Genomic DNA, 13,359 nt, shown 5'->3' on the forward strand with positions numbered 1-13,359 from the left:
CTTTTAATGAAAAACTACTGTTTCTTTTTTTTCTTCTTGACTCAATGTTTTCATTGCAGTCATGGAGGCTCTTAATGTTTTTCCTATTTTTTCAATGGGATGGTTTTGTACTGTTTCATTAACTGCAATCAGCTCTAAATTATCTACTTGATTAGAGGTTGAAAATGGTTTTCCTATAACGGAAACATCTACTTTTTTCATAAAGTCAACCAACAAAGGTTTTGCAGCATGGTCAAATAAATAGCAACCATATTCTGCTGTATCAGAGATTATACGATTCATTTCATATAACTTCTTTCTTGCTACAGTATTTGCTATTAATGGTAATTCATGTAAAGATTCATAATAGGCTGATTCTTCTTTAATTCCGGAAGCTACCATTGTATCAAACGCTAATTCCACTCCTGCTCTAACAAATGCTACCATTAAAGTGCCATGATCAAAATACTCTTGTTCATTTATTTCAATCTTTGTTGCAGTTGTTTTTACAAATGCCGTTTCGCCTGTTGCTGCTCTCCATTTTAACAAATTAGTATCATTATTTTCCCAATCTTGCATCATTTTGTTAGAAAAATGTCCAGACATAATATCATCCATGTGTTTTACAAATAATGGTTTCATTAGTTCTTTTAATTCTTCTGAAATTTTAAAAGCTGCTATTTTAGCTGGATTTGATAAACGATCCATCATATTGGTAATTCCTCCCAGTTTTAAAGCCTCTGTAATTGTTTCCCAACCAAATTGAATTAATTTTGAAGCATACGTAGGTTCTATTCCTTCTGCCACCATTTTATCAAAAGACAAAATAGAAGCTGTTTGTAAAACGCCACATAAAATGGTTTGTTCTCCCATTAAATCCGACTTTACTTCTGCTACAAAAGAAGATTCTAAAACTCCTGCTTTATGTCCTCCAGTTGCTACTGCATAGGCTTTTGCTTGTGTCCATCCTTTATTCTCTGGGTCGTTTTCTGGGTGAACTGCAATTAATGTTGGCACACCAAAACCTCTTTTATATTCTTCTCTAACTTCTGTACCAGGACATTTTGGAGCTACCATGATTACTGTTAAATCTTCACGAATTTTCATGCCTTCTTCCACAATATTAAATCCATGCGAATAGCTTAATGTTGCTCCTTTTTTCATTAAAGGCATTATAGTTTTTACAACAGGAGAGTGCTGTTTATCTGGAGTTAAGTTTAAAACTAAATCTGCTGTAGGTAGTAAATCTTCAAAACTACCAACGTTAAAGTGGTTTTCTGTAGCATTTTTATACGAAGCTCTTTGCTCTTTAATTGCTGCTGGTCTTAATGCATACGAAACATCTAAACCAGAATCTCGCATGTTTAAACCTTGATTTAAGCCTTGTGCTCCACAACCAATAATTACTACTTTTTTATTTTTTAATGCTGAAACGCCTTCAGAAAACTCGGAAGCTTCCATAAGCCTACATTTTGCTAATTGCTCTAGCTTTCCTGCTAATGATAGTGTATTGAAATAATTTGTTGCCATTTTTTTTTAGTTGTTGAGTGTTTCTAATAATGTTGATATTTTCATTTCGCCTTTGCTTACAGAAATTCTTCCAGAACGTGTAAATTGCATGATTCCAAAAGGACTTAACTTCTTGTATAATACATCTATTTCTTCTTTTGTTCCTGATTTTTCAACAACAAAAAATTCTTTATTTACTGTTACAATTCTTGCGTTATTTTCTTTAATAATGTTTGTATCGTGCTTTTCTTCAAACAATAAATCAGTCTTCATTTTGAAGATGCAGGATTCTTGGTAAATAATTTCGGATTCAGTATGATAATAGGCTTTAATAACTTCTACTTGTTTTTCAATCTGACCTATAATTTTTTTCATTTGTTCTTCGGAAAGATTCACCACCATAATCCACTTGGTTACATTTTCAATTTCCGAAACGGAAGAATTAATACTTTCGACATTAATATGTCTTCTTTGAAAAATTGCTGAAATTCTATTCAACAATCCTATATTATTTTCCGTGTAAATGGATACTGTATATAATTGTTTTTCTGTGCTCATATTATTCTAATCTTATATCTGAAACAGATGCTCCTGTTTCTATCATTGGAAATACATTATTCTCTTTTTCTACACAAACTTCTAAAAAATAGGCGTCTTTAGATTGCATCATTTCTTGAACTTTACTTGCTAAATCTTCTCTTTTTGTAACTCGTTTTGCCTCTATACTATAGCCTTTTGCAATGGCCACAAAATCTGGATTTGTCATTTCGGTAGATGCATAGCGTTTATCAAAAAATAATTGTTGCCATTGTCTAACCATTCCTAAATATCCATTGTTAAGCACTACAATTTTAACTGCTGCTTTGGTTTGTAAAATGGTTCCTAATTCTTGAATAGTCATTTGGTAGCCTCCATCTCCAGCAATCATAACTACTTCTCTGTTTGGAACACCCATTTTTGCTCCAATTGCAGCAGGTAAAGCAAAACCCATTGTACCTAATCCACCAGAAGTAATATTACTTTTTGTTTGATTAAATTTAGCATAACGACAAGCAAACATTTGGTGCTGACCAACGTCTGAAACAATAACAGCATCTCCACCAGAAGCAGTATTAATTTCTTTTAAAACCTCTGCCATTGTTAAGCCATTTTTGGTTGGAAATAAATCGTCTTTCTTTACTTTATCAAATTCAATAGCTTCTAGTTTTGTAAACTCTTCTAACCAATTTGTATGTGAGTTTTTATTGATGAATGGTAAAATTTGCGCTAAACTCTCTTTAACATCACCTAAAACTGCTACATCTGCTTTTACATTTTTATCTACTTCTGCAGGATCTATTTCAAAGTGAATAACTTTTGCTTGTTTTGCATATCTGCTTAAATCTCCAGTCACACGATCATCAAAACGCATACCTACAGCAATTAATACATCACATTGGTTTGTTAATACATTTGGAGCGTAATTTCCGTGCATGCCAACCATACCAACGTTTAACTCATGTTGTGTAGGCAATGCTGATAAACCTAAAATTGTCCATGCAGAAGGGATTGTTGCTTTTTCAATAAATGCTTTAAATTCTTGTTCTGCTTCTCCTAAAATAACACCTTGACCAAAAACTATCATTGGTTTTTTTGCAGCATTAATTAATTGTGCAGCCGCTTTTAAAGTATTTAAATCAACTTCTGGTTTTGGTTTATAACTACGTATGGATGTACATTTTTTATATTCAAAATCAAAAGTTTCAAACTGTGCATCTTTTGTAATATCAACTAAAACAGGTCCTGGTCTACCAGATTTTGCAATGTAAAATGCCTTGGCAATTATTTCTGGTATTTCAGAAGCTTTTGTTATTTGATAATTCCATTTAGTTACTGGAGTAGAAATACCAACAATGTCTGTTTCTTGAAAAGCATCTGAACCTAATAAATGAGAAGCTACTTGACCAGTAATACAAACCATTGGTGTAGAATCTATTTGTGCATCTGCAATACCTGTAATTAAATTTGTAGCTCCAGGACCAGAAGTAGCAACTGCAACACCTACTTTACCTGTAGCTCTTGCAAAACCTTGTGCTGCATGTGTTGCACCTTGCTCATGACGTGTTAAGACATGATTAATCTTATCTTGAAATTTATATAACTCATCATAAACTGGCATAATTGCTCCACCAGGATATCCATAAATTAAATCTGCTCCTTCTTCTAATAAACACCTTACAACAGCTTCTGCTCCTGAAATATGTAATTTTTGTTTTAAATCTGTTTTAGATTTTAGTTGTGTTTTTGTAATCATAATTTCAGTTATTAAAATGCATCTGTTACGCATCCTTTTGATGCTGATGCTACTGTTTTTGCATATTTATATAATATTCCTTTTTTGTGTTTTAAAGCTGGAGCAATCCATTTTGATTTTCTTTCTGCTAATTCTTCATCAGAAATTAAAACATTTATAGAATTGTTTTCTGCACTAATTTTAATAGTGTCTCCTGTTTTTATTAGCGCAATTGTTCCTCCAGATTGTGCTTCTGGTGTAATATGACCAACCACAAAACCATGGGTTCCTCCAGAAAAACGACCATCTGTAATTAATGCTACAGATTTACCTAAACCTGCTCCCATAATTAAGGAAGTAGGTTTTAACATTTCTGGCATTCCTGGACCACCTTTTGGCCCAACATATCTAATAACAACAACATCTCCACTTTCTACTTCTCCTTTTGAAATTCCTGTATTTGCAGCTTGCTCACTATCATAAACCACTGCTTTACCTTCAAAAATTAATCCTTCGTTTCCTGATATTTTTGCAACTGCACCTTCTGTTGCTAGATTTCCGTATATAATTTGAATATTTCCTGATGATTTTAAGGGATTATTTTTTGGATACACTACATCTTGTTCTTCAAACTCCATAGCCTTCACATTGGCTAAATTTTCTGCTAATGTTTTTCCTGTAACGGTTAAACAATCGCCATGTAAATACCCATTATCTAATAAATATTTCATGATTGCTGGTGTACCTCCAACACCATGAACGTCTTCCATTAAATATTTTCCTGAAGGTTTTAAATCTGCAATTAAAGGTGTTCTATCACTTACTTTTTGAAAATCATTTAAGGTAAAATCAATATCTGCAGCATGAGCAATTGCTAAAAAGTGTAATACTGCATTTGTAGAACCACCTAAAGCGTTTACTAATGCAATGGCATTTTCAATAGATTTTTTAGAAATAATATCTAAAGGTTTTAAATCTAATTTTAATAAGTTTTTAATTGCTAAAGCTGTTCTTTCTGCTTCTGATAGTTTACTTGGATTTTCTGCTGGAATTGAAGAGTTAAAAGGCAATGCAAAACCCATACATTCTATTGCTGATGCCATTGTATTTGCCGTGTACATTCCTCCACAAGCTCCTGCTCCCGGAATTGCTCTTTTAATAATTTGTTTGTATTCTTCTTCGTTAATTTCTCCTGCAACTTTTTGTCCTAAAGCTTCAAAAGCAGAAACAATGTTTAATTTTTTTCCTTTGTACATTCCGGATGCTGTTGTACCACCATACATCATTATTGATGGACGATTTAAGCGTAACATTGCAATGACTGCTCCAGGCATATTTTTATCACAACCAACTACAGAAATTAAGGCATCATAACTTTGTGCTTGCATTACAGTTTCAATAGAATCTGCTATAATATCTCTAGAAGCTAATGAATAATTCATACCAGAAGTTCCCATGGAGATTCCATCTGAAACACCTATTGTATTGAAACCTAAACCAACCAAACCTGCAATTTTGCTTTCAATTTTTACTTCGGCAGCTAAATTGTTTAAATGCATGTTACAAGGGTTTCCATCATAACCAGTACTTGCAATACCAACCTGTGCCTTGCTCATATCTTCATCTGATAAACCAACTGCATATAGCATTGCTTGAGATGCTGGTTGCGATTCATCTTGCGTTAATCTTTTACTGTGTTTATTTAATTCCATTATGAAACAGCTTTTTGTGTTTTATTTAATTCTAACACTTCATTTTTGTATAATTTCATTAGTTGAAATCCAAAAGAATTTTCCCATTCTAATGGAAATTTATTATCGTCTAATGATTCAATTCCAATAACTTCGGCTGCTGTTCCTGTAAAAAAAGCAGCATCTGCATGTTTTAACTCTTTTAATGTGAAATGTTTTTCTTCTATAGAAATCCCTAAATCTTTACATAAATCAATTACAGTAGCACGTGTAATTCCTGCCATAATATGTCCACGAGGTGGTGTATAAAGCTTTTCTCCTTTTTGCATAAAAATATTTGCTCCAGAACCTTCAGCAACATTTCCATTCATATCTAACAATAATGCTTCGTCATATCCATTATTTTTTGCTTCGTTTGTAGATAAAATGGAATTAATATAATGACCTGTAACTTTTGCTTCTACAAAACAAGCTTTTGGGTTTGGACGTTCAAACGAAGATGTTCTAACCCTTAATAACTTATCTCCCATATATTTTCCCCATTCCCAACATTGAATTATTAAATTGGTTTCATTAGAGGTTTTTAAACTCATATCTGCTCCTGTTGTAATTAAAGGACGTATGTAAGCATCTTTTAATCTGTTACGTTCTAAAAGCTCATAGGTGATTTTGGTTAATTCTTCTTCTGAATAATGAAACGGAATACTCATTACTTCTGCTCCATACTTTAAGCGCTTATAATGCTCATGTGCTTTAAATATTTTAGTTCCATTTTGTGTATTGTAAGCTCTTATGCCTTCAAAAACACCATTTCCATAGTGTAAACTTTGACTGTATGGATTTTCTGAAGTTGCATTAGCTTTTACAAATTCTCCGTTTTTATATACTACACTGTTTTCGTTATAATACATTGTCTTTTTATTTAGTTAATCGATTTTATTTTATTGTTTTTCTAGTTTTAGGTTATGCTTTAAAAACAAAAAAGTCTGTATCAATATTGACACAGACTTTATTATATAGCAATAAATAGTTGTATCAACTTGGTGACAGACTAATAATGATAATAATAATGTTGATAATTAAATTCATGTGGTTATAATAAAAAAAGGCTTCCTATATTTAGGAAGCCTTTTAAAAATTTATCTTTTTTTTAAATACACTTCCTTAACCTTGTGAAATAATCACAATGTTAATAATAGAAATAATATTTAAAATTTGTTTTTTCATTTGATTGTGTAAATATGAGAATTATTTTTTAATCAGCTCAAATTTATTTGAAAAATTTTCCATTTATTTTAGTTTGAATTGTTTTGAAAATATATTTAGGAAAAATAAAAAAGCTTTTCAAGAAATTAAAAGGCTTCGTGTTTTTAGGAGCGGAAACTGGATTAACTCGCATAAGTTTGTTTGGTTTTAAAGGGAAGCTTGCACAAACAAAACCACTGTGCAAGCACAGTATTAGTTTTTGTATTTTCAGAAAATTAAAGCAATCTTCATTTTTCTAAAAATGCAAAAACCAGATACTTTCGTATCTGGTTTTCTTTGTAGCGGGAACTGGACTCTCACTTGACTTAAAAAAGTTAGCACACATAGTACATGAGCATTATATTAGTAAATAGGTATGCCTAAAAGTATGCCTATTTAATGTATTACATTTAGCATTTTTTCTAATATTATCTTATTACAATATAATAAAAGTACTGTTCTCTTTTTATAAAAAATACTGTAAGCTAGTTTATTTGGATAGTCTTCACACTCTAATGAAAACATAATATCCAGTCCTCCTAGTTTCTTCAAATATGATAATATCATCTCTTTTAACTCCTTATAAAAGTATAATGTTTTATTCTCAAAAGTGATGATAACTCCTTGAAGTATATCTAAACTGAAAATTAGTTCAGTTTTATCTGTATGAACATTCATAAATTTATTTAAAGATTCATCTATGTTTAAATAACTATCAAGTCCTTTAATTTTATCTGAAAGGATATCCAGGTTGAATTCCCAATTTTCATATTGCATACCAATTTTGAAAGGTATTTTGTCTTTTTTCATAACTATTATATATAAAAAAACCACCTACTATGAGGTGGCTATATTATTTATTGATTATTTCTAAAATGTATTACCAATAAATGTAGAATAAGGAGCTTCTAAAAGTTCATCAAACTCATAAATTGGAGTTGTTTCTCCTATTAATGTGAGTTTGAAACTAACATTCACATTTACATTATCTGTATCTAAAAATATTCCTTGAAAACCAATTCCTTTAACTATAGTATTATAATTTAAATCACCCGTTTGTTCTGTCATAGTCAAAGGAAGTATTTCAGCTTCAATTGTAACATTGTTATTATCATCCAAAAAACAAGTAGCTGTTGGAGTTCTATATGAATAACTAAATTCTACATCATTTCCAACAGGGGTTATTATTAATTCATAAGCATAATCATCAACTGTTTCTAAATAACTATCTATTAGTTGTTGAGAGCATCCTGTTACATTAGGGTCTTCATTGGAATCATCTTCATTATTACAATTAAAAAAGGTTATGCATATTACAGTTAATAAGTAGATTTTAATTCGTTTTTTCATTGGTTTAAATTTTAATGATTATTAATTTATTTAGAGTAATAGCATCTAGAATACAGTTTTTTAAATGCCCTAATATTCTTAAATTCTTGGTTACTTAAAGGTATTTCAATTTTAGTGTAAGGAGTCGTGGAAGTTTTAATCCTGATGATTTTATTAAAGTGTGAATTCTGCCATATAGATTCATATTTTTCAAGCCATAGAGAAACATCAGTTTCATTATTCTTGATTACATTATACTCAATAACTAGCTTTTCAAAATGCACTTCTTTTTTCTCCAATTCTGAAGCTTTTAAAAGCTCAAAATACATTTCAATAAAAATACAATCTTGTTCTCTTATAGGACAAACACATGGAAATACATGAATAGAATTATCTCTTATCCATTTAGTCCATTTTCTACAATTAGATTTCGGTATAGCATTATAAAAGTCATCTTCATACTTGATAAGCCACCAATTGATATGGTGAATTGAATATTCAATTTTTTGTGAATGCTCTATTAAATCATTTAAAATTTCAGAATAGATATTCATCTAGAGAATAAGCATATTGTAATAAAGGTTGACTACATCATTAGTCTCTTTACACCTTCTAGTTAATTCTATATTTTCCTCTAAATCAACTTCGAAATTAGTTGTTCTGAATTGATAATTAGTTTCTTCAAAATATATTTCTCCATTATCAAAAAACACTTCACCATCATATCCTCCTTTTTGTGCTTTAGACATAATTAATTCTTCGGAAATCAATCTCCCGAATTTATAAATTTCATCATTTGGATTGAAATAAAACCACAAATGTTCATAGAAACAATCAGGATTTCTGTTTTCAACAACCCTATTAAATAACTTGTTGAAAAATGACCCATTAAATTCTTTATCAGTATCAAAATCTATCTTCCTAACAAAAACGCACCTATTTAAATAATCTTTTTTTTTCATAATAAAAAACACACTTGCCATATATGGCATTAAACTAAACAAATATAACTCATTTCTTGACTTGTCAAATATGTCAATAATGGAGAAGTCAGAATTATTAAAAATAATTGGTAAAAGAATACAAAAAATTAGAAATTCAAAAGGATATTCTCAAGTTGATTTAGCTGGTAAAATTGAAGGTGTGTTTGACACTACAAATGTCTCTAGAATAGAATCTGGAAGAACAAATCCCACAATATATACTCTACATAGAGTATCTGAAGCATTAGAAGTTTCACTTTCAGAATTGCTCACTATTGAAGATTACGAAGATAACATTTAGCTATTTATTACTTAGTGATTAAAACCTAATATTGACTAGAGGTCTAGAAATGTATTTAAATAATTCATGTTATAATTTGATAAATCTCTCACTTATCAATAAGATTTAGCTATAATATATAATCTATTATATATTCATTATGATTCAAGATGGCTCAAAATTGACACATATTTATACATTCATACAAATGAAAAATATAAAACTACTAACATATTAGATTAGGGATAAGCATCATATATTTCCTTCATCTTTGAAACTATAATATCCATCCTTTGATATAATCAAGTGGTCTAATAGAGAAACATCTACTAGTTTACTAGCTTTATCTAATTTGTTGGTTATGCTTTTATCAGCCTCACTTGGTTTTAAGTTACCACTTGGATGATTATGAACCAATATTATATGTGATGCAATTGCTTTTAAGGCAACACTTAGCACTAATTTTATATCCACTATACAACCTGTTATCCCTCCTTTAGACAAGTCATAAATACCAGTGACTATATTAGCTCTATTAAGTAGAACAACTTTCACTTCTTCCTGAAGTTCAATTAAATTGTCATCCCAATGACACTTTATAAGTTCATATACACTTTGACTATCCTTTATTATTACTTTTTCAGGATAATCATTAGAATATGAAACCTTAATTTCAGATACCTTCATCTTTTTAAAAATTAAATCCGTCCAGTTTTGATGTCATGCTATATAAGTACAATTTCAATTTTGGACGGATTATTAATTAATCTACTAATTATCCTCTAGAACACCATTCTGAGAAAAAATATGCTCATCAACTAATAACTCTTGAATAGCTTTATCTTCCTTGGTTAGTGCTTCTAATTCAGGGATATATACATATCTATGATTTAGAATTATCATTTCTCCAGTTTCTTTAACTGTATACTGATAAGCCTCACATGTTTGTTTTTCTATCTTTCCAGGCATAGAAGTTCCTATTAATGCTTTACAAGTTTCTTCATCAAAAGTTGATGAAATAAAAGCTTTTTTTGCTGTTGCATAGAACTGATTAGTCTCTTGGCTCATTACCATTTCAACACCTCCTTGCAGCTCTAAAACAAAGAAGATTCTACCATCTTCAACTTGTCTTTCTTTGTAGTTAATAATACGTACCATAAATTTTAATTTTTGAGTTGAACTTAAACCCTACAAAAGATTAAACATTTTAAGACAAAAGATATCAGCTATCAACTTGTATCATATCTGCCTAAAAAAAAGTAAAATCCTTTAATTGGGGTTGGGGGAGTTTTCTCCCCCAAACATAAGTGGGGGTATTTTCTGGGGTGGAATGCGTGTGTGTGATAATTAGGTTTTAATTTTTTTAAAAAAAATATCAAACTTAGTTTTCACAAGTACTTAATAAATAGTAGATTTAAAATCCCTATTGAATTATTTTATTAATAATTTTCTCCTTAATACAAAAAATTAAAATACTATGTTTTATATAATCATCTTATGCGATTATATGAAAGGTTAAATTACACATATGCAAATTGAAATAGTTAACTATAATGGAAATAAAGTAAACACTAATAATGAGGTGGATTTTATAATAGAACAAGATAATTGGAATGATTATTCTTACTATACGCATTATTACCTACACCAAAAAAACAAAAAAGGTTCTTGGTCTCTAATTGGAGGTTTAAAAATTATTAAAAAAGGTCAGCAAAAACTTGAAATGTATTTATTAGAATTAGGTATTATTAAAAATCTCCCAGAAGATTTTTGCTCTCTAGGAAATGATTTAGATTATTACTCAAGAATTTCAGATTTAGAAGACAATTTAAAGACAAACTTACTTGAGTCAATAAATGACATTATCTATAATCCAAGCATTATTCCAAAATACCAAAATGAAGATAGTTTTAATTCATCTTTTTTAAGAGGAAAAAGCTTAGATGATGACTTCTTTTCGTTAGCTCCAATTATACTATCAAAACAATTTGAAGAAGTCCCAGACTCTAAAGATTTTAAGTTTTCATTTAAGCTAAATTCAATGGAAACCCCAATGCAGTTTGATTTTTCAACTCCAAAAATAGAAAATTCGTTTTATGATAATTTATTACCTAGTAGAATTTCTGTATTAGTAGGTAGGAATGGTTCTGGAAAAAGCACTTTACTATCTAAAATTGCAAGAGTCGCATTTAGTTCCTCTGAAGAAAGAAACTTTCTAAAAGGTATTGGCAAAATTGAACCTCAAGGATTAGGGTTCCCTAGAATAATTAGTATATCATATAGTGCATTTGATTCTTTTCAGGTTCCAGGAACAAAAATATCAGAAGTAAGACAAATTTCTGATGATATAGACAATAATAAAGGTAGATATATTTACTGTGGCATAAGAGACTTATCTAGAGAATTAGATCTAGAATTAATAAATATAAAAACTGATAAGAAAGGAAGAATTGATTCATCTAGTATCAAAAATGATAAATACGAAAATAATTTATTGAAATCAATTACAAATATAAACTCAGAAATAATTCAAGCCATTGATAGCATTAAAAGTAATAGCTATAAACAAGAGATTTTACTAAAATCAATGGAGATTTTAATGCAAGAGACGTCTTTAGACTTCCTTAATGATTTGGTAGAAAATAATTTCGAAAATAAAATTCTTAATGATAAAATAAATAATATCAGTACTGGACATAAATTTGTAATTCATTCAATAGTAAAAATGATTTACCATATAGAAAGGAGAAGTCTCGTTTTATTTGATGAACCAGAATCGCATTTACATCCTCCACTCCTTGCTATCTTAATGAAAACCATAAGGTATATTCTGGAAAATCAAAAAGCATATATGATAATTGCTACACATTCACCTGTGGTAGTTCAAGAAACTTTAAAAAGAAATGTTTTAATTATGAGAAGAGAGGGTAATATATCAACAGCTAATTCCCCAAATTTTCAAACATTCGGAGGGAGCATTGGCAACATTACAAGTAATGTGTTTTACTTAACTTCTGATTATACTGATTTTCATAATGATTTAAATAATATTGTTGATTCTTATTTGGGTTCTGAAGAAAGCTTTGATGGTTACTTAGATAATCTTTTTGAAGGAGATGTTAGTATGCAAGCCTATGCATATATGGCTTCTCGTTATAAAAACCAAAAAAACTAATTATGCTAAAAGTGAAATTACCCGATGATTCTAATTCTATGTTAGATTTAGAAGCTGCTTTAAAATATAAAAATGGTTCATTTAAATATGAATTAAATAAAGAAGAAAAACTATTATTAAAAGATATTTATAAAAAATATGATTCTAAAATAGGTGAGCCAGACGATGATTTCAAAAGTGTTTTACTACAACCTAAAACAAACCAAGCTTTATATGAAGCCTACAATGAAATACAAATTCAAGGACGCCTAAAGAAACTTAGAAACAAGATACTCTTGTCTTCTGAATTTTGCCCTTATTGTGGAATATTACCTCCAGATGAAATTGACCATTACTTACCAAGGTCTATATTCAAGGCTACCTCTGTATATATAAGGAATCTTGTTCCAATATGCCATACGTGTAATAATAAAAAAAGAATAGCTTTTGATGATGGTTCAGACAAAACATTTTTTCATGCCTATTATGTCAAATTTCCAGATGTTCCTTTTTTTAATGCACATGTTAATTTTAAAAAAGATATTCTTACAGTTAATTTCTCAATTGACAAAAGTAACATATCAAAAAGTCTTAAGAATAAATTGAATTTTCAAATAACAAGAACTAACTTAGAAGAGAGGTTAAGGAGGCAAATAAACATTATTCTGTTTAATGACCAAGAATCTTTAGATACTATTTATGAAAGTAATGGTGTTGATGGTGTCAAAAAATTACTAACAAGAAAACACAAGCAATACCAAAAAGTTTATGGTGATAATTTTTGGCAAACAGCTTTCATTCTTTCCTTGTCAAAATGCACAGAGTTTTGTGATGGAGGATTTAATGCATATTATCAATATTTAAGACAGCAGAGATTAACTAAATAGCATCTATAAACTTAATAACTATTACCAATT

The 13,359-nt window shown here is 29.7% G+C and carries 14 protein-coding genes; 3 read left to right on the forward strand and 11 right to left on the reverse strand.

Annotated features, from left to right (window positions below):
- Positions 1-3: 3 nt before the first annotated feature.
- From ilvC to ACVC5O_RS10450, 9 genes are all read right to left on the reverse strand, one after another.
- Positions 4-1,509: a ketol-acid reductoisomerase gene (gene ilvC, locus ACVC5O_RS10410; protein WP_452221421.1), complete on the reverse strand. Its 1,506-nt coding sequence runs from the start codon at positions 1,507-1,509 to the stop codon at positions 4-6.
- Positions 1,510-1,515: 6 nt separating this feature from the next.
- Positions 1,516-2,046, reverse strand: coding sequence for an acetolactate synthase small subunit (ilvN, locus tag ACVC5O_RS10415; RefSeq protein ID WP_452221422.1), 531 nt, complete (start codon positions 2,044-2,046; stop codon positions 1,516-1,518).
- A 1-nt stretch (position 2,047) separates the two neighbouring features.
- The gene (gene ilvB, locus ACVC5O_RS10420) at positions 2,048-3,781 is read right to left on the reverse strand and encodes a biosynthetic-type acetolactate synthase large subunit (protein WP_452221423.1); all 1,734 of its coding nucleotides are present in this window, start codon (positions 3,779-3,781) and stop codon (positions 2,048-2,050) included.
- Positions 3,782-3,792: 11 nt separating this feature from the next.
- On the reverse strand, positions 3,793-5,472 hold the full coding sequence (ilvD, locus tag ACVC5O_RS10425) for a dihydroxy-acid dehydratase (RefSeq protein WP_452221424.1): 1,680 nt from the start codon (positions 5,470-5,472) through the stop codon (positions 3,793-3,795).
- The gene (locus ACVC5O_RS10430) at positions 5,472-6,362 is read right to left on the reverse strand and encodes a branched-chain amino acid transaminase (RefSeq protein WP_452221425.1); all 891 of its coding nucleotides are present in this window, start codon (positions 6,360-6,362) and stop codon (positions 5,472-5,474) included. Before ACVC5O_RS10430 ends, ilvD begins: the two co-directional genes overlap by 1 nt.
- Positions 6,363-7,092: 730 nt before the next feature.
- Positions 7,093-7,506: a hypothetical protein gene (locus tag ACVC5O_RS10435; protein WP_452221426.1), complete on the reverse strand. Its 414-nt coding sequence runs from the start codon at positions 7,504-7,506 to the stop codon at positions 7,093-7,095.
- 60 nt (positions 7,507-7,566) lie between these two features.
- A complete protein-coding gene (locus tag ACVC5O_RS10440) occupies positions 7,567-8,046 on the reverse strand; it encodes a hypothetical protein (RefSeq protein WP_452221427.1) in 480 nt (159 codons plus the stop codon).
- Between the two features lie 26 nt (positions 8,047-8,072).
- Positions 8,073-8,579, reverse strand: a complete 507-nt coding sequence (locus ACVC5O_RS10445) for a hypothetical protein (RefSeq protein ID WP_452221428.1) — start codon at positions 8,577-8,579, stop codon at positions 8,073-8,075.
- Complete coding sequence (locus ACVC5O_RS10450) at positions 8,580-8,987, reverse strand: hypothetical protein (RefSeq protein ID WP_452221429.1); 408 nt, start codon at positions 8,985-8,987, stop codon at positions 8,580-8,582. It abuts the gene before it with no gap.
- A 79-nt stretch (positions 8,988-9,066) separates the two neighbouring features.
- Between ACVC5O_RS10450 and ACVC5O_RS10455 the strand changes: the two genes are divergently transcribed.
- Positions 9,067-9,309, forward strand: a complete 243-nt coding sequence (locus tag ACVC5O_RS10455; RefSeq protein WP_452221430.1) for a helix-turn-helix domain-containing protein — start codon at positions 9,067-9,069, stop codon at positions 9,307-9,309.
- A gap of 231 nt (positions 9,310-9,540) precedes the next feature.
- Here the strand turns inward: ACVC5O_RS10455 and ACVC5O_RS10460 are convergent, their stop codons facing one another.
- Both ACVC5O_RS10460 and ACVC5O_RS10465 read right to left on the reverse strand, forming a co-directional pair.
- Positions 9,541-9,975, reverse strand: a complete 435-nt coding sequence (locus ACVC5O_RS10460; RefSeq protein ID WP_452221431.1) for a JAB domain-containing protein — start codon at positions 9,973-9,975, stop codon at positions 9,541-9,543.
- Positions 9,976-10,059: 84 nt separating this feature from the next.
- Positions 10,060-10,446: a hypothetical protein gene (locus tag ACVC5O_RS10465; RefSeq protein WP_452221432.1), complete on the reverse strand. Its 387-nt coding sequence runs from the start codon at positions 10,444-10,446 to the stop codon at positions 10,060-10,062.
- Positions 10,447-10,816: 370 nt separating this feature from the next.
- On the opposite strand from ACVC5O_RS10465, the gene ACVC5O_RS10470 reads away from it, so the two are divergent.
- Both ACVC5O_RS10470 and ACVC5O_RS10475 read left to right on the forward strand, forming a co-directional pair.
- Positions 10,817-12,463, forward strand: coding sequence for an AAA family ATPase (locus ACVC5O_RS10470; protein WP_452221433.1), 1,647 nt, complete (start codon positions 10,817-10,819; stop codon positions 12,461-12,463).
- Between the two features lie 2 nt (positions 12,464-12,465).
- Positions 12,466-13,329, forward strand: coding sequence for an HNH endonuclease (locus ACVC5O_RS10475; RefSeq protein WP_452221434.1), 864 nt, complete (start codon positions 12,466-12,468; stop codon positions 13,327-13,329).
- Positions 13,330-13,359 lie beyond the last annotated feature (30 nt).

It is taken from the genome of Lacinutrix salivirga (genome assembly GCF_053604675.1).